The organism is Streptomyces sp. NK15101 (assembly GCF_020400725.1).
In the GTDB taxonomy this organism is placed as follows: Bacteria; Actinomycetota; Actinomycetes; order Streptomycetales; family Streptomycetaceae; genus Streptomyces.
In genome coordinates, this window is the sequence record NZ_JAINVG010000042.1 from 13847 (window position 1) to 32292 (window position 18446).

Below are 18446 nucleotides of genomic sequence, written 5' to 3' on the forward strand. Positions count from 1 at the left end.
ACACAAAGCACGAGAAGAGGAAAGGGGGGGGCCACACCACGGTCGCCCCCTTTCCTCCAGAACCTGCCCCGGCACGCCGGCCGAGCCGGCACCCACACCCATCGCCGTCCCCGGTACGGTCCCCCTCTGCGCGCCTCCCGCCAAGGGGCGGCAGGACTCGATCCAGTACTGCACACAAAAGGGCCTCATGAACCAAGCAGCACGTCGTATCGCAGCCCTCAGCGCCGCCGCCGGCCTCCTGACCCTCGCGACTCTCGCGAGCCCGGGCACGGCCATGGCCGAGGACGATGTCCTGCGGCTGTCCGTACACGACCAGGTCGCCGCTCCCGGTACCGCGCCGCGCCTCTCGCCCCGGGTGGAGTCCGGCACCCCTGACGGCAAGACGGTCATCGCCTTCTCCACCAAGCCGCTGACCGGACCGGCCGGAGACGGAGCGGGAGTCCCGACGGGATTCACCACGCAGGCCAACGACTGCACGGAGCTGGCCGGTCTCGTCGCCGTCTACGTGTGCGGCCCCTCCGGCCTGCGCCCCGGCTTCACCGTGCCCACGGACGCGCCGGACACCGCGGTCCACTGGGGCTTCGCCTACGTCCCCAAGGGCGGTGACCTGACCGCCGGCATCGAGACCGCCCGCACCGCCGGTGCCACACCGGCCGACGCCACCCACGGCAGCGCGAAGGTGGTCATCAAGACCGCCGCGAGCGCCGCGCTGAACACCGTCACCTTCGACCTGCCCGACATCCCCGCCGGTGGAACGGCGCGTCAGCAGCTCCGGGTCCACGCCAACGACGCCGGCAACCTGACCCTCCGGTTCCGGCCGGCCGACGGATACCTCTGGCGCAATCCGGGCGACATCCGCATCGGCGGGCTCACCACAGAGGCCGGAGCCACCTGCACCCAGCCCTCTACTACGCTCCTGAGCTCTTCGGTGAACCTCGACTGCCGCCTCGAGCCCGGCGACCACACCATCGGCTACGAACTCACCACACCCTCAGGGGCGTACATGGTGAAACTCGTGGCCCTCACCAGGTACGACATCTACGACTTCAGCACCCAGTACTCCGACGTCCGCCAGACGAGCGCCCCGTTCACCGCACTGGGCAAGCCCGTCCTTCCCCGCCACGGCCTCCTGGCCCGCGACACCACCGGCACGCTCTTCGACTACAGCGGCACCGGCGCAGCCGGGGCGCCCCTGGCCAATCCCTACCGCATCGGCACCGGCTGGCAGACCTACAACACCCTCACCGCTCTCTCCCCGCACAAGCAGGGCCCCTACTACTGGGCCGGCATGAAGCCGTCCGCCGTCACGCGCGGTCTCGGCGACCTCGTCGCCCGGGACGCGTCGGGCACCCTCTGGTACTACGACCGCCGGCTCGGCTCCGAAAGCCCCTTCGCGCCCCGCGTCAAGGTCGGCGCCGGCTGGAACGTCTACGACCGGATCGACGGCGCCGGGGACCTCGACCGGGACGGGTACGTGGACCTGCTGGCGCGGGACAAGGCCGGGGTGCTGTGGCTGTACAAGGGCACCGGCAGCTTCACCAGTGCGCGGTTCAAGACCCGGGTGAAGGTCGGCGGCGGCTGGGGCGTGTACGACCGGCTCGCCGGGGGCGCCGACGTCACCGGTGACGGGAGGGCCGACCTGCTGGCCCGCGACAGGGCCGGGGTGCTGTGGCTGTACCGGGGCACCGGCAGCGCGGCCGCCTCGTTCGCCACCCGCACGAAGGTCGGCGGCGGCTGGAACACGTACAACCGCCTCTTCTGAACGAGGCAGCATCCCGGGGCGGGAGACGGCCCGCCCCGGGGATCCCCATGAGGTCGTCCAGTCACAATGTCCAGCACGGTCAGCAGCTTCTCGTACTCGGGACCATCCCCGCGGGTGCGGGGAGCAGATGCCGTCGCCCGCGTAGATGCCGATGTGCGTGGGGCCATCCCCGCGGGTGCGGGGAGCAGACCGCCCGGGCTGCAGTAGCTCGGGCCGACCCGGGGCCATCCCCGCGGGTGCGGGGAGCAGGCGTACAACTGGATCGCTGAGGTGCAGCGCGCGGGGCCATCCCCGCGGGTGCGGGGAGCAGACTCTGTGACCTGCAGTTCTACCGTACATACGGCTTCAGCTGAACCAGTTTCGCCGAAACCGGCAAACCGCCCGAATCCGGTCCTCTTCCTCGTCCCGCTCGCTTCACGGACAGAGGAAGCCCACCTTTATCCGCTTCACGGAAGACCTCACCCGGTCCGTCGCCTGCATCTGGCCAGCGACCTCGTGGCATGAGGCCGTCCTACGCACAGGTGGTGGGGGCTCAGCTCGCGCAAGGCTGCCCTTGGGCGCGGCGGGCGTCGTCGAGGATCTGCCGCCAGGAGATGACCTCAGTCCTGCGGCGCAGCAGGGCGCGGCACTCGCGTCCGGTCATGCCGCCCCACGCTGAGCCCGATCCGGTGGTCCCATGCCTCTGCCTGGTGCTCGATGTGCACCGGGCAGCCGGTGTGCACCGTCTTCGCGCGATTGTGCTGGGGGTTGCCCTGGAGGGACGGTTCCTCCGGTTCGGCGGCCGGCGTCACGCTCAGGGCGGTAGTCCAACTCCGGGCCATGGCCACCCGTACGTGCCGTACCCCTCATGCATCCCTGCCCGCGGGAAGGGGAAGACCGCGGGCAGGGCGTGCACGATCGCCGCCACCGCCCGCGACTCGCGGGGGATATCCGCAGACGACGGCGCTGCCTTCCGTCTGCCCGCAAAGCCACTCCTCACACCAGGCTTTCCTGAGAAGGGCACGGGGGTGTGACGGCCGGCCTCGAGGGCACACAGAGGTGGAGCGGAGGGGACCCGCTCACTCGCCGGACTGTGGGACTCCCCTGCCCACATGCCCGGCACGGTGCCACACCGGCCCGCACCGATGGTGGTCGCGTGCGGACCTATGAGGAGCCCCGGCCCCATACGGTCGGGGCTCCTTCGTATCCGCCACCGCACACCGGCCGCCGACGTGCGGTCAGCGGGCAAGGCGGACTGGCCGGCGGTTCCCAGGCCACCTCGTCGTACGAATGCACGCCGGGGGCTGGCGCGGAAACGCTCGATACGTGCTGATGCTCCTATCGATCGTCAAGCCGTGCGGGTGGGGTGGGGACCGTTTGGTGGCCGGGTGCGGTACTTGGCGGAGTCGTTCCTTGTTGGGACCTCGCCTTGGAGCTGCGCAGCTTTCTGGAAGCGGAGCCGCCGGGTCGATCCAAGGTGACCGACTGCTCGCCTCCGTCACGTACAACCCATGCCCACCAACGCCCCAATGCATCAGGTGGGTTGGATAGGGTTTACCTTCTCGGACATGGATCACCAGGGAGAGTTTCGTCGGGCAGCGCTTGAGTTGGGCATCCCGGACGACGAGATCAGCAGGTTCAGCCAACACCTTCGTTTGGCGATCGGACTGTCCGGGGGTGGCGGGGGTTCTCCGGTCGGGCACATCGGTGGATTGCCCCGACTGCCGGCGGGCATGAAGTGGCCGTCTGCCGGGAACATTCCGTTGCCGTTGCTCCTTTCCGTCGATTGTGGAGCACTGCCGAGGATCGAGGGCTTCGACCTGCCGACAGACGGGACGCTGCTCTTCTTCGTTCACCAAGAGATGGACTTCGGCGAATCGCGGGCCGATCCAGGCCGGTACGCACGAGTTGTGTATGTGCCGGAGGGAACCGAAACCGCGGTCGCGAAACCCCCCGACTCCGCGTGTGTCGGCGAGCGGATCGACGTCTGCGCCGAGCTCAGGGCCGATCTGCCCCTTTGGCTCGAGGAGGGCGACGAGGACGAGGGCTGGCACGAGTTCTGGGAGGATCTCGAGTGGGACGACATGTCACCCTTCCAGCAGCAGTTGGCCCGGTACATGGAGCGTGAACTGCCGCACCTGGACGAGCTTCGATCTTTGACCCACGGCCTCTGGTCGTCCGGGGCTTACCTCGCCCTCGGCGGGTACGCCGATGACGAGGCGACGGTCGGCAGCATTACGGCGAAGACCCTCGCGAAGGGAGAATGGCTTTCCTATCTGGACGAGGACGCGCTCCGGCTGGCGAGCGAATGGATACCGCTCGCCAATGAAGCCCGGGGCTGCGCGGAGTACTACACGAAATTCGTGATCCGTCACGACGACCTGGCCGCCGCTCGATGGGACGAGGCGCTGGCCGTGACCGTTTTCGACGCCCCGTGACCAGGTCCGACGCACCTCTCGCTCTGGGGGCCGGTGAAGACTGAGCGATGTCAGAGGCGCGCGATAGCTTCCCCACATGGGTGTGTACATGGTGAGCGTCGGTGCGGAGGAATGGTTCGGCGACGAGGAAGACGGGTGGGGCGAGGTCGCCTCGGCTCTCAACGCTGAACTCAGGCAGCGGGGCCTGCCGCCCTACGAGGACGTGCCCCCGGAGACGGGCTTCACGTCTGGCTCAGGGCAAGCCTTCGAGGAGAAGCTGACCCCGTCCATGACCGGGTTCCTCGCCTTGTGCGAGACGCACCTGTCACAAGAGGAATCGGAGATCCTCTGCGGCTGGACCGTGCTCGTGCCCGTCTCGCTCGATGAGGAGATCTGGTTGCCCATCGAATCCAGCGATTACCACTCCATGGTCGCCGGCGCCCCCCAGGTACTACTGCTCGCCGAGAAGCTGGCGACAGTCATCGCTCTGCCACCCGAAATCCCGGCAACATGCGACAACCTCGACCTGAGCGCGTGGTTCAGGCACCAAGCAGAGGAACCGACCACCGCTCGTCCAGGACCGTGGAGCAAGGGCCTGGACACAGCCTTCTACGTCGCACTGTTCCTGCGCGCTGCCCAGCACTCGATCCGACGTAGCTGCCCCATCGTCTGCAGCTGAGACCCACCTTCCGTCCCACTGGTCTCCCAGAGAGAAATCACTCACCGTGCGCGGATCACGGAAAGTGAGCCAGAACCCGTTCTCGTGGACAAGGTCACTCGCGGCTGTTCGTCGACATGGACAAGGAAGGAGCGATGACCGACGGCACCCTGGCCGCCAACGTCACCAAGGTGCGCCTCGTGCACGCCTCGGTGCGTCAGCTCCACAAGAAGTCCGGCGTGTGGGAGTACGACAAGTGGGGTGAGCCGGTCTCGCGGAAGTACACCACCGGCGCGGCCTGCATCTTCAGCACCCAGATCCTGCAGGGCATGCGCAACCTGGGTCGGGACGTCTCCAAGGACGACGCGGAGGAGTTCATCTGCGCCTGGCACTACGTCAACCACTACCTCGGCATGCCTGAGAAGTGGCTTCTGCCAAGGACGCGGCTACGGTGGAGAAGGTGTGGAACACCGAGCGGGGCATGGAGTGGCAGAAGAGCGAGTACGGCGTCTCCATGACCAAGCGGGCGCTGGACTACTACAAGAAGTTCTTCCCCGGCCCGTCCCACGACGCGTTCATCGCCATGATCCGCACTGCGCTCACCGGGAAGTACGCCGACATGGCCGGCGTCCCCAAGAGCGCCCTGGCCGCCGCCGGCCACAAGCTCGTCAGCGGCCTCGGCGGCGGGCTGCTCGGCGGCAGCGCGGAGAAGGCCACCGGTGTCAACCCGTACAAGGAGATCCTCGGCATCGCCTCCACCGCCTTCCGCGACATGGAGAAGGCTGCTCTCACCCAGGGCCAGGACGACCAGCGTCAGATGTACCAGGAACTCCACGACAACCGCTGATACGAGGCGCCCTCTCGGGGGTGCCCCGCGCGAGGCGCCCCCGCAGCCGCACGGCACGCCCGTCAGCCGCGTTATGTCAACGCCGTTGACCGGGCTGGGCGTGGCTTGCCTAGGATCTGCCCTACCGCCACGCCAGCCCCGCAGCCCTACGGAGTGCCGTGATCGCCCCAGAGCCGCAGACCGCCGTCGGGCCGGGTTTCACCCCTGCCCTCAACTTCGCCTTCGAAGTCCGTCTCTTCCTCGCTCCCTCCCTGCACATCGGGCACGGGGGCGGCGAGATCACCGAGTACGTGCCCATCACCGGCGGCACTGTCGACGGCCCCCGCCTGCGCGGCACTGTCCTGGCCGGCGGCGGCGACTGGTGCGACAGGCGCCGCGGGGTCTACCAGCTCGATGCCCGATACCTCCTTCAAGCCGATGACGGCGCGGTCATCGACATCACCAACCGCGGTTACTACCACGAGGACGACCCCACCGCCCCCGCCCAGCACGACGGCGCCCTGCAGGTGTCCGAGGCAGGCGTGTACTACCGCACCTCCCCCGTCTTCCGCACCGACGCCCCCGCCCATCTCTGGCTCGCCCGCACCGTCTTCATCGGCCTCGCCCGCAGCAACGACTCTGAAGTCGCCATCCGCTTCTACTCCGTGACCTGACCGCCGTGACAAGCCGCGAAGGAAAGTCTCCCGGGCACGCCCAACTGGAACAGCCACCGATCGTGCCGGAGCGAACTGCTACATCACCAACAGCTACGGCAGCACCTGGTCGTACGTCCGTGGCAGTGGCTGGGTCTACGACGGGAACCCGCGCAACGGCCGCTCCGCCCCCTGCCGTTTCTGTCCCTTCTCCCGACCCCGCACGCATCACCGGGTGCCCTCTCCGGCGGTTACACGCACCGGCACACGCCGAACGGCCCGCACCGACTCGGTGCGGGCCGTTCCTCCACCCAAGGACCAGCCGGAGGGGGAAGGCCGGCCGGTCCCGCATATCCAGAGCGCCCCCAAGCGCTCAAGACCCGCATGCCCCCCGGCTCCGTGATCCACACCCCGCCTTCTCGGGTACCGGGCCGGACTCCGGCCCCGCACTCGCCGCCCCAGCCCCAGTCCCGGCGACCGGGAAGGCCTACGACGAGCAGCGCACACTCCAGGCGTCGCAACGCCCGCTCCTCGCCGACGACGGCATCGTCCTTGCCGCCCAAAACCGACCGAGCCCCGCCACAGTCCTCGAGCTAGGAGTTGTCTCCTTGGTGCTCAGTGACGGGACGATGCCGGTCGGGTGCCGGACCTGACGCATCCGTCCGATGAAGACCGCTCTCCGCCCGCCGCCCTCACAAGGCTGGTTGCACCGCCTTTATGATCGACCGGTCACAGAACGACAACGGGTGGAGGGCGTGATGTCTGGTCAGGTCGCCGCGGTGAGCCGCAACGAGGTGTACTCGTTCAGCAAGCCCAATCGCGATTCCATCACGCTGCTCACGGGGATCGGAGTGGAAGGAGACGTTCACGCAGGTGAGACGATCCGCCACCAGTTCCGCATGACCTACGAGCCGGACCTGCCCAACCTGCGCCAGGTCCACCTGATGCACGAGGAACTCTTCGACGAACTCGCGCTCAAGGGCTTCAACGTCTCTGCAGGCCAGCTCGGCGAGAACATCACCACGCGCGGAGTGAACCTGTTGAGCCTGCCCACCGGCGCTCTGCTCCATCTTGGGGAGCAGGCGATGCTTGAGGTGACCGGACTGCGCAACCCGTGCTCGAAGATCAACGACTTCCGCAAGGGGCTGCTCGGTGAGGTCTTCGCCATGGACCCCTTGTCCGGCGAGTTCACCTTCAAGTGTGGCGTCATGGCCGTGGTCCGGCGTGGAGGGACCGTCCGCCCCGACGATTCCATCCGGGTCGAACCCCCGCCCCTCCCCCACCGCCCGCTGGAACGGGTCTAGGTTCTCGTTCCGTGGTCATCAGCATGCCGGCCGGCCCTCTTCGGCAGCCGTGTGCTGGTGGGCTCGCACAATCGTGGAGTCGGTCGCGACGAGCCAGTCGATCTCCGCCCGGGTCTGATTGCGACCAGAAGGCGGTCGAAGGTGCCATCGGCGTTCAGGAGCTATCGTCAAGGCCTCAAGACCTGTGGATGGGTGATCGTCGTCAGTCTGGTTCGGATGGGTTGATGGCGACGAGTTCGACCTCGAAGCCGTCGGTGTTCTCCAGGTAGGCGGCGTAGGTTTGTGCGCCGCCGGCGTGCGGGTGGCGGTCGGGGAACATCAGGCTCCAGCCGTGCCGCGGTGCCTCGGAGGCCAGCGTCTCCACGGTGTGGTGGTCTTCGACGTGGAACGCCAGATGGTTGAGGCCAGGCCGGCACCTGTCGTGCCGGTCGGCGGTGAGGGCGGGGGACTGCTCGATGACCAGATAGGTCGCTGCGAGTCGCCAGCTGCGGCCGTTGTTCCAGCTCTGGAAGAGCGTGTAGCCCAGGGCCTCCAGCAGCCAGCCGAAGGAGACGACGGCCCGCTCCAGGTCGGGCACCCAGATCTCAACATGGTGCAGCATTCCGCTGATCGGCCGGGTCATGCCGCCACCACCGGGGCCGGTTCGGCCAGCAGGCCGCGCTCGAAGCGGGCACCGGCCCGGACCTGGGCGACCAAGTGGGGCGCGTTCACCGCCCGCCACCGGTGCTGGGCGGACTCGACCAGCTTGAACACCATGCCCAGACCGGCGGCCCGGCTGCCCGCTCCCTTGGTGACCTTCGTCCGCAGCCGGACGGTGGCGAACGTCGACTCGATCGGGTTGGTCGTGCGCGGGTGGATCCAGTGCTCGGCCGGAAAGTCGTAGAACGCCGGCAACTCGTCCTCATCATCGATGATCTTCGCAACGGCCTTGGGGAACTTCGCCCCGTACTGCCTGGCGAACGCCTTGAGGGCCCGGGCCGCGTGCTCGCGGTCCTCGGCATTGTAGGTCTCCTGCAGGTCCTTCTTCGCCGCCGGCTGCGCGGACTTGGGCGTGGGAGCGAGGACATTGACCGCTTTTGTGAGCCCAGCACCTCTGCTCGCGGGTGGCGGGGAAGACCTCGTGCAGGGCCTTCCAGAAGCCGAGCGCGCCGTCGCCCACGGCCAGGACCGGGGCGCGCATGCCACGGCGAGCGCAGTCGCTCAGCAGGCCGGCCCAGGCCTCGGACGATTCGCGGTAGCCATCGGCCATCGCGACCAGCTCCTTGGTGCCGTCCGCGCGCACCCCGATGACGACTGGGGCGTTTCCTTCGGATCAGAGGACCTTCCGTCGCTGACGGGCCGCAGCACCCACTCGGTAGACTCCGCGCTCTTGGTTCAGCGAGCTTGGGGGCGACGTGGCAGGTGACGGCATCAGCTCTGCGAGAGCGAGGCGTATCGACTTCGGCGTGACGATGCTGTTTGGCGCGGTGTACGCCAGCGCGTTGTTCCTCGTCGTGACGGGCTTCACCGTGGAACCGAGTGGTTGCGGAGGTCGCTTTCACGCTTCGTGCTCAGGCGGGACGTACTGGCGTCTTGGTGTCGGCTTCAGTCTCATGGCGGTAGTTGCGCCTGTGCTGCACAAGGTTGTGCCGAGTGTCCCGTTCGAGCAGGGCGTCGGCCGAACGGGGGCGATCACCGCTCTGGTGTTGGGTGCAACGGCCGGTATCGCCCTGGCCTTGGCGGTTGTTCGAGCGGTTGCCTGAGGCGTTGAGTCACCTCGTGGACCAGATGAAGATTCCAGCGATGTGGAGTGCGGCGAGGTAGATGGTGGCGGTCTTGTCGTATCGGGTGACGGGGCCGCGCCATTGCTTGAGGCGGTTGATGCACCGCTCGACCGTGTTGCGCTGCTTGCAGGCGTCGCGGTCGAAGACGGGCGGCCTGCCTCCAGCACTCCCGCGGCGCTTTCGGTTGGCGGTCTGATCGGAAGGCTGCGGGATTACAGTGTGCACACCCCGGCGCCGATGGACGCCGTCGGTGTCCGTGTCGAGAGTGCGCAGTGGCGCGGCGGCCGCCTCGGCCTCGTCCAGGACGAGATCGGCCTGGGTGGCAGTGGCGGCGCGCAGGTGGTCAAGTTCGACGGCATAGGCATGGCGGTCGGCGCGCACGACCCGGCACAGCAGGAGCAGGCGTCGGGCCATGGTCCAGACGGCGTTTTCCGGCCGCAGGTGCCGCGTCGAGGCCGGCACCAGTCCCGTCGGCGCTTCCCCCCTCGCGTCCGGGCGGGGCAGTGCGGTAGTCGGTGCGATAACCGGGGGCCGGGAAGGGAGGGGTGACGCATATCGACCATTCCGCAACCGACTTGAGAACGTCCCGCCGCCATTCACACGCACCGTGCACCAGACTTCGGTTGCGAAGGCCCCGTCACTACAGTGCGTGGTCCTAATCGGGCAATCCGCAGAACGGCGCGTGGGGAGACGAGACGCCAGATGTTTGACTGAGCCCATGACCGCTCCTCGCCTCATCTGTCTCTGCCTGGCCGTGGTGGCCTTCGGTGCGTTGTCGAGTGGCTCCGCCGACGCTGCGGACGGTCTGTCGGTGACCGGCCCGGACGACACGGTCGAGGTCGAACTGGACAGGAATGAAGACACCGGCCTCATGACGGGAACCGTCCGCCTGGTTGTCACCACTCCGGCCGACCTTGCCACGGGGCTCGTGGCGACAGCCCCACTCGACACCGTGAACGACACCACCGATGCCGCGTGCAGTGCAGCGACGGCTACGCTGCACGGCTCCCCCGCTTCCCTGCGGGTTTCCTCCCCTGCCGTCGTCACCGTGGACCTCATGGTCGACCGCAAGTGCGCCGACCGGCAGGGAACCCTCGTCCTGTCGACGTCGGCGACGGGTGCTGCGACAGCAGTCGCCCCGGCCACCATCCGGTTCTCGCTGGTCCGGGGCGTGGAGGAAGATCCCGAGTACGAGAACGCCCTTGGCGGAGCAGCCCTTCTCACCCTGCTCGTGCTGTTCCTCATGGTCGTTCCAGGCAGGTGGCTGTGGGCCGAGGTCAAACCGGGCTGGCACGCGAAAGAGCTTGCGATCGACGTGCCCTGGGCCGCCAAGGACAGCTGGGTCACCAACATCACGGCACTCGGGGCGCTCCTGGGAACACTCCTGGCCGCAACAGGCGTCATCCAGGAATGGCTACCCGGAATTTCCCTTTCGCATTTCTTGACGATGAACCTGCTCTTCGGCGGCCTCATCCTCATCGCCCCCGTGGCCTACTCCGCCTCCTGCATCCACACACTGGAAACCGACACCTCCGGGACGCGAAGGCTCAAGGCCACAGGGCACGGCTGGGGCATCGTCGCCTCCGCGGCACTCACCGTCCTCGGCGTCTTCGGACAGCTGTCGATGATCCTCGCCATGACCATCGCCTCCAACGCCGGCCTCTCCGCGAAATGCCTCATTGGAGTAGGCCTCGGTCTTTCCGCGGCAACCGTGGGTGCCTACGCCACGCGCTTCGTCAGAGGCACCCTTGCCGCCGCAACCTCAAGCCCCGACGACGGACCGGCCCAGAGGCGCACCTCTGCTCCGGGTCCCCATGACCCACGTCTTCCCCCGACATCGGCTGCTCTCTAAACCTATTGAGGTTTTCGTTTGGGCCTGTCAATCGAGCGGCGTGGTCGTGTTTTGTGGCACGGCATGGCCACGTGCGGTGGAAATGGGATCTGGGACGGTTGAGGGTTCTCGTCCGGCGCCGTGCGGCAGCCGGGTCGGCGGGAGCTGCTGTCGGTGGGCCGGGATCAGGCGGTGGTATGGAGCGGGGCGCGGCCGCGGAGCAGGGCGCGGCCGCGGAGCAGGGCGCGGCCGCGGAGCAGGGCGCGGCCGCGGAGCAGGGCGCGGCCGCGGAGCAGGGCTCAGGATCTGGCGGGAAGCGGTATCAGGGTTGGGCCCTGGTCGCTTCTGCGTTGCCGGGTCTGGCCGCGCTCGCCGCCGTGTTGTTCACCTGGATGCAGGTGGGCCAGGCGAGCAGGGAACTGGGCATCGCCGAGGCCGGACAGATCACCGACCGGTTCAACACCGCGGTCGGCAATCTGGGGTCGGCGTCGCTGCACGTCAGGCTCGGTGGCATCTATGCTCTCGGGCGCATCGTGCAGGACTCCCCGCGTGACGATCCTGCCGTCACCTCCGTGCTGTCCGCCTATGTCCGTGACCGGGCGCCGCTTCCTGCGAAGAAGCCGGCGCCGAGCGACAGGACGCCCACGCCGCCCGCCGATGTGGCCGCGGCACTGACCGTCCTGGCCAACCGGCAGGAACCGGCCCGGCCCTTGACGATCGACCTCAGGCAGGTCGACCTGCGCGGGCTGGAGGGCGATGCGGTACCGCTCCTCGGTGATCCCTTCGCCTCCAAGCGGAATTTCCAGTACGCGAATCTGGCGGGCGCCGATCTCTCCGACGCCAACGTCTCCTGGTACGACTTCCGTCGGTCGTTCTTCGAGGAGGCGAACCTGACCGATGCGCAGCTGACCGAGTCGGACCTGCGTGAGACGGTGTTCAACCTGGCGAAGATGACACGGACGATTCTGGTCGGGGCGGACCTCACTCAAGCGCAGCTCAGCGGTGCCGACCTGTCGGGGGCGGTTCTCAGTCATATCGATGAGAGCACGGGCAGCACGAAGGACGCCATCCTGGTCGAGGCGGATGTGTCGGACACGAAACTGGTCGGGGCCGATCTGCGGGGCGTGAAACTTGCCAGGGCGTTCCTGGCCGGGTCCGACTTGACCCGTGCCGACTTCGGCGGTGCCGACCTGAGCGGTGCGACGCTCAGCAGGGTCGGCGCCTCTTTCATCACTGCGGACGTGAAGCTGGCGCGGGCTTCTTTCAGGTCTGCCGACCTTCGCGGCGCGGACCTGCGGGGCGTCGATTTCGCCGGTGCCGATCTGCGGGGCGCGGACCTGCGGGGCGCGCGGCTGTCCGGGTCCCGTCTGGTGGGTGCGAAGGTCGACGCGAAGACGAAGGGGCTTCCCGACGCGGCGCGGTGAGGAGTTGGACGGGGTGCTCGCCGGGGGGCGGGATCGTGGCGGTCAGGGCGGGCAGGATCGATGTCCGGCCGTCGGGGGGCCGGGTGGTCGGTCGAGGCCGGTAGCACCGGCTGTGGCGCGGGGCCGGTTTCGGGCCTGCTTTCGAGGTCGCCGATGCGGTGGAGGGGTTCGGTGCCGCGTTTGCCAGTTGGGGCGGGGTCTGCGTCGCTGGTGCGGGTCCAGCGCTGGGTGGCGAGGGTGTGCTCCGGCAGGTGGTCCTGCTGGGTTTTGCACGGTCTGGTCGCGGTGGCGGCCGGGTCCCGGCCGGGGCCGGGACTGGCGGGGTGCGATCCGCCGGTGGCCTCGCAAGGGGGGGTGACTGCGGTGGCGTTGGGGGCAGGGGTCGGTGGTGTGGGGTTTCAGGTGTCGACGAGGAAGTCCTGCCGGTTCGGTGGCGGGCGGGAGTGGGACAGGGTGGGGCTGGTGCTCCAGATATCGGCGTAGGGGGTCGGCGGCCGGGGCTAGGTGGGCGGCTGGTGCAGGTCCGGATGGGTGGTGTTCTTCGCGTGGGCGCCGGCATCGCCCACGCGCGGGCCTTTGCGTGGGGGGTGAGCGCCCGTGTCTCCTGGGCGCGGCCGCGGGTGATGGCTTGGGCGCGGCCGGGGGCGGTCGGCGTGGGAGTCGGATCGGCCTGGGGCACGAGTATCCGCCAGGTGTGGAGGGTGGAGCGGAGGGGATGAGAGTGGAGAAGTCCTCGCGCGCCTTCGGGCCGGTGATGGGACGGGCGCCGGTGGACATGCCCTGCTGCGAAGCGGTCTGTGGGGGCTCGTCGTATGTCTTGTCAGGCGGATGGGTCTTGGCCGGTACCGCGCTGCGGTTCTGCCGCTGGACGGATGGTTGAGGGCGCTGCTTCGTCGGGCCGGGGCCTGGCGAGCGTGCCGGGCCCCGGCCGGAGGAGATGGAAGGGGTCTCAGGCGTTGAACGCCAGGTCGTCAACGGCGTACAGCCAGCGTCCGTCGGGCTGCCGACGGGCGACCTGGATGGTGAGCGTCGTCCTGTGTGGGCGTCCGGGGCATCGATGGTCGCGAGGGACGACAGCAGCGCGAGGTCCCCGGTTTCGTGGACGCGTCGGAGCTCGAGGCCGATCCGTACACCGTCCTTGACGTACTGCCGCAGGCTGTTGTCCACGGACTCGGCGCCGGTGCTCGTCGTGCCGGGGTGGGGAGTGAACACGGCGCCGGGCTCGTAGAGCCCGGCGAGCCGGTCCAGGTCGCCGGCCGCCAGGTGGCGGACGAACAGTTCGGCCAGTTCCCGCGGGCTGCGCGCCGTGTCCTGCCCGCCGTTCGGGCAGCGGTCTCCCCAGCCCGCGCCGGCGATGAGGTCGTACCAGTCGGGCAGGGCGCGAGGCGGCAGACGGTGGCGGAGCAGCGCTCCGGGGAAGGACAGCGGGCCTGCCTTGAGCGGGTTGCTCCGGGCCTGCGCCACGATCGCGTCGGTCAGGGCGTAGGCGAGGTTCTCGCGCGGGAGGGCGGTGTGCAGACGGTCGGCGAAGCCCTCGGGCAGTTCCGTGCGGCCCTGGCCGAGGATGTCCACGGCGATGCCGGCCTGGCAGAGTGCGACTTCCGGTCCTTTGCGCGCGGCGATCTGGTCCGAGGTGTGCAGGGCGATGGCGTCCCACACGATCGCGACATCGTCCTCGGGCAGCCCGCGCTCGCGCAGGAACCGGGCGGCCAGATCCGCGCCGTCCACCTCGAAGCGCTGGTCACCGTTGCCCTCGTGCGACAGCCCGATGTCGTGGAGCACACTCGCGACGAAGACCAGTTCGTCGTTGTAGTCGGCATCCGGGCGCAGTCCCCGCTGCGTGGCGAGGGCACGGCCGAACAGGTAGCCGCGCACGCTGTGCCGGAAGACGTACGGCTCGGTCAGCTTCTCGGCGTACCGCAGCGCGGCTACGGCGAGTTCGGTGGCCGGGAGGTCGAAGCCGGCGTATGTCTGGGCAGTACGGGGTGTCACGGGGGTCGGCTCCTCACAGGTCATCGGTCCACGGCACGCACCGTGGCGGATGTGTCGATCTTGTTGCCTCGTGCGGACCCCCACCAGCGGCTGGAATGCCGCTGTCCGCTAGGTTCTGGCCATGACTGTTGTGGCGGTACTCGCGCTCGAGGGTGTCGTGCCGTTCGAGCTGTCCGTTCCCGGCCAGATCTTCGGCACGGCCAACGAGTCCATCGGCCGCACCCACTACCAGGTCAGGGTCTGCGCTCCCGGTCGGCGGGTGGCGACCTCCGCCGAGTACGGCGGCTTTTGCCTTTCCACCGACTGGGGGCTGGAAGCTCTGGCCGAGGCGGACACCGTCGTCATACCCGGGCACGCGGGCTTCCTGGACGACCCGCCCGCCGCGGTGGTGGCGGCCCTGCGTGCGGCGGCCGGGAACGGTGCCCGGCTCGCGTCCGTGTGCGTCGGCGCCTTCACCCTTGCGGCCACCGGCCTGCTCGACGGCCACCGCGCCACCACACACTGGCAGTACGCAGCCGAACTCGCCGGCCGTCACCCGGCCGTCGACGTCGACGGCCGCAGCCTCTACATCGACAACGGCCCGCTGATCACCTCCGCGGGAGTCGCCGCCGCCCTCGACCTGTGCCTCCACCTCGTCCGCCGCGACCTGGGATCGGCCCTCGCCGCCACCACCGCCCGCCGTGCCGTCATGCCTCTCCAGCGCGACGGCGGTCAGGGGCAGTTCATCGAGCATCCCGACCCTGGTGGTCGGGGCACCGCTCTCCAGCCCGTCCTGCACTGGATGGAGGCCCACCTGCATGAACAGCTGACGCTGGGGGCCATCGCCCGGCACGGTGCGACGAGTGTCCGCAGCCTCAACCGTCACTTCCGCGCTCAGACCGGCACCACCCCGCTCCAATGGCTGCTGCGAGCCCGGGTCCTTCGCGCCCAGGAACTCCTCGAAACCACGGCGGTCCCCATCGAACGCATCGCCGTCGAAACGGGGTTCGGTGCCCCCTCGACGTTCCGCCGGCACTTCGCCCGCCACACCGGTGTCTCCCCCCAGGCCTACCGGGCCGCTTTCCGATCCCCTCATGGCTCTCAGGACCCGCCTCGTACCGCTGGTCCCGACACCGGCAGCGGGTGATTGCGGCCCACCCGGGCGGGGCTGTGCACCGCGCGCGTGCCCGGTCCGAGGGACGACCGGCTCCGAACGGAGTCGGCACCGCGTGAAGCCGGTCCACGACGCCGCCCCACTCCTGCCCGGACGGCACAGCCGGCGTCCGGTCGGACTCGGTGCGGGACGCTGTCGATGACGCCATGCGCTCAGCCTGGGTTCGGGGACTGACATCCCGAACATCAGAGCCCGGGCTCGCGGGCCGGCAGGCAGGCATGTGGTCTGTTCACGAGTTTGCCGAGCTCCTGCTCCAGTCTCGCGGTGACGGCGAGTCCGGCCTGCTCCAGCAGGCCGGCCACACGGTCCAGGGGCAGGAGGTACGACTCGCAGGCCACCGGACGGCCATGGCCGTGGGCCGGCTGCAGCCGTTCATCGCCGACGCAGTCTCCTCAGAGCGGACAGCCGTCGGGCGTGAGCGTGCGGCAGAACTCGGCGAACACCGCCGGCAGCCACTGCGGGTGGGCGGGTGGGTGGTGGGTGGAGGACCAGGCCAGGATGCCGCCGAGCTCGTCGTCCCTGATCTCCGGCGCGGTCATCGAGCCCTCGGTGAACCGCAGGTCCCGACCGGCGTGCCGAGTCGACCCGATCGTCTTCGGTGACAGATCGACGCCGGAGGCGGACACCTCCAGGCCGGCCAGATACGCCGTCACACGGCCGCGGCCGCATCCCAGGTCCGCGACCGGCCCCGGAGGAGCCGTCCGCACGAGCTCGGCGAACCCCGACGGGTATCGCGCGTGACAGCGGGTCCCTCGCGGCCGGGGGCGGCACGCGTTCGACGTAATCGGCGGCGACCGTGTCGTACCACTCTCGCACAGCGGCCAGAAGGGAAGGCCCGGCCATGCGCGCGCCCCTGGTGCAGAGAACCGGCAGGCCGTGTCACGGCCTTGAGCCGGCCTGCCCGGCATCCACCGCCGTGGAGGCCGAGCCATCACTTCACTTCACTTCACTTCACTTCACTCCGATGATGGTTTCCGGTCAGAACACCAGGGCGTGTCGCACGCTCCAGGGGCATCCCGCGGGTGCAGGAAGCAGACGGCCGGCTCTGTTCGTCAGTTGCCGACAGCAGACGCACCGCTCACCGAGCAGCGTGGGAGGCAGGCGCGTGTTCGATGTTCGTGAGAAATGGCTCAACTTCTGTGGTGGGCATCCGCCTCGGTGGCAGAGGGTGTCAGCCCGACATGAGCACGACGTACTAGCTTCCAGCTCTGGCGGGCGGCGACGAGCGCCACCGCGGCTGCGAGCGCTGTGAAGAGGCCAGCCGCAATGGGGCTCTTGCACCTGGCCGCGATCACGACCATGCAGACGAAGACCGCCCAGTCCAGCCAGGTTCGCTTCAACCACTCCGCGACGCCGCTCATGGCACCTCCCAGCGGGACAGCAGCCCACTCGGCGCAGTGCGTCACTCAACGTACGCGCGTCACGGAAGTTGTCACACCGAGTAGTCCGCCGACCGGTGAATATTCGAGGCGGCAGAGTGCTGAGGCTCATATGATCCCGAACGGGATGGGGCTCGTAGCGCAGTGGTTGTCGCGCCTTCACCGCATGTGGGAGGACACCGGTTCGAATCCGGTCGGCCCCATCCTGCTTCTTCTCTCACGGATTTCTTCGACATCCAGAGGCGCTCCAGCCGTTGCTCAGGGTACGCAGTCACAGAAGTTGTGCCAGAACCTGAGAAATGACAGCGGCTGGGGGGCGGGAGCTTTTCGTGGCATCCACTGCTCCAGGGCGGTGCTGGATCACAGCCGGGTGGCCAGCCAGGCAGTCACCGCCGCGGTGATGGTGAGCCCGGTGCTGAGCGCGATCCGGCGGTCTTCGCCCCTCAGGTGGACGGCGATCGCGCCGGTCTGCAGGAGGGTGAAGCCGCCGGCCGCGGCCGGCGCCGGCAAGGGAGCGACGTCGGTCAGCGGCGGCAGGATCAGGCCGGTCGCGCCCAGTATCTCGACCGCCCCAGCACTCTGAGGCGGGCGGGGGTACCTGGTCGACCCAGGCCATCATCGGTCGGAGCCGATCCCGGCTGCGATCATCTTCAGTGCGCCCGCGTAGAAGTAGAAGAGCGCGAGCAGTACTGCGGTGATCCCATAGGCGATGTTCATCGTTGCCGTTCCTGGGCCACCGGTTCACCGGGCCCGTCGATCGCGTCGCTCGTCGAAAGAGCCCTGGTGAAGGCCCGGGCCGTCGTGCGAGGGCCCGGGCGTCGGGCGTCGGGCGTCGGGCGTCGGGCGTCGAAAGGTGGCGGCGCCGTCGTCCTGCCGGTCGGAAGGAGGGAGGCAGGGCCGTGCCGCGCTGTGCCGTGCCGTGCTGTCGGCTTCAGGTGAGGCCGGTGGCGGGCTCGGTCGCGTAATCGGTCAGGTTGGCGAAGGTGTGCGGGGTACCGGGCGGAACCATCACGAGCGTGCCCGTCGTGGCGTCGTAGTCCTCGTCCCCGACGGTGAACCGCACGGTGCCGGAGAGGACGCAGAAGCCCTTGTCGTGTCGGCTGCGGCGATCCCTGGGTGCGGGGCGAGGACGGACTCGGCGATTGCGAGACGGTGCCCGGTGTGGCTGCCGTCCTCCAGAACGCGCATGCGCGTGGTGCCCAGAACGATCGTCTCGCCTTCGCCGGGACCCACCCCCGATACGGCGGGGGCGCTCTGCGGCTCGTCGGTCTTCGTCTCTTCGGTCATGCCCGCCAGTGCACCCTC

General features: G+C 69.0%; 14 protein-coding genes, 1 tRNA gene and 5 pseudogenes. 12 read left to right on the top strand and 8 right to left on the bottom strand.

Annotated elements, in window-relative coordinates:
- Positions 1-187: 187 nt before the first annotated feature.
- From K7G60_RS22345 to K7G60_RS22375, 7 genes are all read left to right on the top strand, one after another.
- A complete protein-coding gene (locus K7G60_RS22345; RefSeq protein ID WP_225802717.1) occupies positions 188-1762 on the top strand; it encodes a VCBS repeat-containing protein in 1575 nt (524 codons plus the stop codon).
- Positions 1763-3309: 1547 nt separating this feature from the next.
- On the top strand, positions 3310-4179 hold the full coding sequence (locus K7G60_RS22350) for a DUF1963 domain-containing protein (protein ID WP_225802718.1): 870 nt from the start codon (positions 3310-3312) through the stop codon (positions 4177-4179).
- 76 nt (positions 4180-4255) lie between these two features.
- Positions 4256-4837 (top strand): hypothetical protein, encoded by a 582-nt coding sequence (locus tag K7G60_RS22355; RefSeq protein ID WP_225802719.1) that lies wholly within the window; start codon positions 4256-4258, stop codon positions 4835-4837.
- A 134-nt stretch (positions 4838-4971) separates the two neighbouring features.
- A complete protein-coding gene (locus K7G60_RS22360) occupies positions 4972-5334 on the top strand; it encodes an oxygenase MpaB family protein (RefSeq protein WP_225802720.1) in 363 nt (120 codons plus the stop codon).
- Positions 5277-5663 (top strand): hypothetical protein, encoded by a 387-nt coding sequence (locus K7G60_RS22365; RefSeq protein WP_225802721.1) that lies wholly within the window; start codon positions 5277-5279, stop codon positions 5661-5663. Before K7G60_RS22360 ends, K7G60_RS22365 begins: the two co-directional genes overlap by 58 nt.
- Before the next feature lie 158 nt (positions 5664-5821).
- A complete protein-coding gene (locus K7G60_RS22370) occupies positions 5822-6316 on the top strand; it encodes a DUF3237 domain-containing protein (protein ID WP_225802722.1) in 495 nt (164 codons plus the stop codon).
- A gap of 737 nt (positions 6317-7053) precedes the next feature.
- Positions 7054-7599: an MOSC domain-containing protein gene (locus K7G60_RS22375; protein ID WP_225802759.1), complete on the top strand. Its 546-nt coding sequence runs from the start codon at positions 7054-7056 to the stop codon at positions 7597-7599.
- Between the two features lie 202 nt (positions 7600-7801).
- Here K7G60_RS22375 and K7G60_RS22380 read toward each other — a convergent pair whose 3' ends face one another.
- The gene (locus tag K7G60_RS22380) at positions 7802-8221 is read right to left on the bottom strand and encodes a VOC family protein (protein ID WP_225802723.1); all 420 of its coding nucleotides are present in this window, start codon (positions 8219-8221) and stop codon (positions 7802-7804) included.
- Positions 8218-8893 (bottom strand): annotated as a pseudogene (locus K7G60_RS22385) (IS256 family transposase); the annotation flags it as partial. The gene K7G60_RS22380 and the pseudogene K7G60_RS22385, both read right to left, overlap by 4 nt.
- 151 nt (positions 8894-9044) lie before the next feature.
- Here K7G60_RS22385 and K7G60_RS22390 point away from each other — a divergent pair.
- Positions 9045-9341, top strand: coding sequence for a hypothetical protein (locus K7G60_RS22390; protein WP_225802724.1), 297 nt, complete (start codon positions 9045-9047; stop codon positions 9339-9341).
- Positions 9342-9350: 9 nt separating this feature from the next.
- Here the strand turns inward: K7G60_RS22390 and K7G60_RS22395 are convergent.
- Positions 9351-9683: pseudogene (locus K7G60_RS22395) on the bottom strand (IS5/IS1182 family transposase); the annotation flags it as partial.
- A gap of 397 nt (positions 9684-10080) precedes the next feature.
- Here K7G60_RS22395 and K7G60_RS22400 point away from each other — a divergent pair.
- Positions 10081-11214 carry a hypothetical protein gene (locus tag K7G60_RS22400; protein ID WP_225802725.1) on the top strand — a complete coding sequence of 378 codons (1134 nt, stop codon included), beginning with the start codon at positions 10081-10083 and terminating at the stop codon, positions 11212-11214.
- A gap of 176 nt (positions 11215-11390) precedes the next feature.
- Complete coding sequence (locus tag K7G60_RS22405) at positions 11391-12617, top strand: pentapeptide repeat-containing protein (RefSeq protein WP_225802726.1); 1227 nt, start codon at positions 11391-11393, stop codon at positions 12615-12617.
- Between the two features lie 42 nt (positions 12618-12659).
- Here K7G60_RS22405 and K7G60_RS22410 read toward each other — a convergent pair whose 3' ends face one another.
- The gene (locus K7G60_RS22410; protein WP_225802727.1) at positions 12660-14609 is read right to left on the bottom strand and encodes an HD domain-containing protein; all 1950 of its coding nucleotides are present in this window, start codon (positions 14607-14609) and stop codon (positions 12660-12662) included.
- 121 nt (positions 14610-14730) lie between these two features.
- Here K7G60_RS22410 and K7G60_RS22415 point away from each other — a divergent pair, with 121 nt between their 5' ends.
- Positions 14731-15735 carry a GlxA family transcriptional regulator gene (locus tag K7G60_RS22415; RefSeq protein WP_225802728.1) on the top strand — a complete coding sequence of 335 codons (1005 nt, stop codon included), beginning with the start codon at positions 14731-14733 and terminating at the stop codon, positions 15733-15735.
- A gap of 212 nt (positions 15736-15947) precedes the next feature.
- Here the strand turns inward: K7G60_RS22415 and K7G60_RS39450 are convergent.
- Both K7G60_RS39450 and K7G60_RS22425 read right to left on the bottom strand, forming a co-directional pair.
- A pseudogene (locus K7G60_RS39450) lies at positions 15948-16605 on the bottom strand (class I SAM-dependent methyltransferase).
- A 287-nt stretch (positions 16606-16892) separates the two neighbouring features.
- Positions 16893-17123 carry a hypothetical protein gene (locus tag K7G60_RS22425; protein ID WP_225802729.1) on the bottom strand — a complete coding sequence of 77 codons (231 nt, stop codon included), beginning with the start codon at positions 17121-17123 and terminating at the stop codon, positions 16893-16895.
- 147 nt (positions 17124-17270) lie between these two features.
- Between K7G60_RS22425 and K7G60_RS22430 the strand changes: the two genes are divergently transcribed.
- Positions 17271-17344: transfer RNA gene (locus tag K7G60_RS22430), tRNA-Ala, on the top strand.
- Positions 17345-17501: 157 nt separating this feature from the next.
- On the opposite strand, the pseudogene K7G60_RS22435 reads toward K7G60_RS22430, so the two are convergent.
- Together K7G60_RS22435 and K7G60_RS22440 are read right to left on the bottom strand one after the other, a co-directional pair.
- Positions 17502-17858 (bottom strand): annotated as a pseudogene (locus tag K7G60_RS22435) (DoxX family protein).
- Between the two features lie 247 nt (positions 17859-18105).
- Positions 18106-18428, bottom strand: a pseudogene (locus K7G60_RS22440) (cupin domain-containing protein); the annotation flags it as partial.
- Positions 18429-18446: the final 18 nt, after the last annotated feature.

What these genes read in the sequence shown, in the direction of transcription:
- K7G60_RS22405 (WP_225802726.1), top strand. Translation starts at nt 11,391, where the DNA reads ATGGAGCGGGGCGCGGCCGCGGAGCAGGGCGCGGCCGCGGAGCAGGGC.
- K7G60_RS22425 (WP_225802729.1), bottom strand. Translation starts at nt 17,123, where the DNA reads ATGAGCGGCGTCGCGGAGTGGTTGAAGCGAACCTGGCTGGACTGGGCG.
- K7G60_RS22345 (WP_225802717.1), top strand. Translation starts at nt 188, where the DNA reads ATGAACCAAGCAGCACGTCGTATCGCAGCCCTCAGCGCCGCCGCCGGC.
- K7G60_RS22375 (WP_225802759.1), top strand. Translation starts at nt 7,054, where the DNA reads ATGTCTGGTCAGGTCGCCGCGGTGAGCCGCAACGAGGTGTACTCGTTC.
- K7G60_RS22380 (WP_225802723.1), bottom strand. Translation starts at nt 8,221, where the DNA reads ATGACCCGGCCGATCAGCGGAATGCTGCACCATGTTGAGATCTGGGTG.
- K7G60_RS22415 (WP_225802728.1), top strand. Translation starts at nt 14,731, where the DNA reads ATGACTGTTGTGGCGGTACTCGCGCTCGAGGGTGTCGTGCCGTTCGAG.
- K7G60_RS22350 (WP_225802718.1), top strand. Translation starts at nt 3,310, where the DNA reads ATGGATCACCAGGGAGAGTTTCGTCGGGCAGCGCTTGAGTTGGGCATC.
- K7G60_RS22355 (WP_225802719.1), top strand. Translation starts at nt 4,256, where the DNA reads ATGGGTGTGTACATGGTGAGCGTCGGTGCGGAGGAATGGTTCGGCGAC.
- K7G60_RS22400 (WP_225802725.1), top strand. Translation starts at nt 10,081, where the DNA reads ATGACCGCTCCTCGCCTCATCTGTCTCTGCCTGGCCGTGGTGGCCTTC.
- K7G60_RS22360 (WP_225802720.1), top strand. Translation starts at nt 4,972, where the DNA reads ATGACCGACGGCACCCTGGCCGCCAACGTCACCAAGGTGCGCCTCGTG.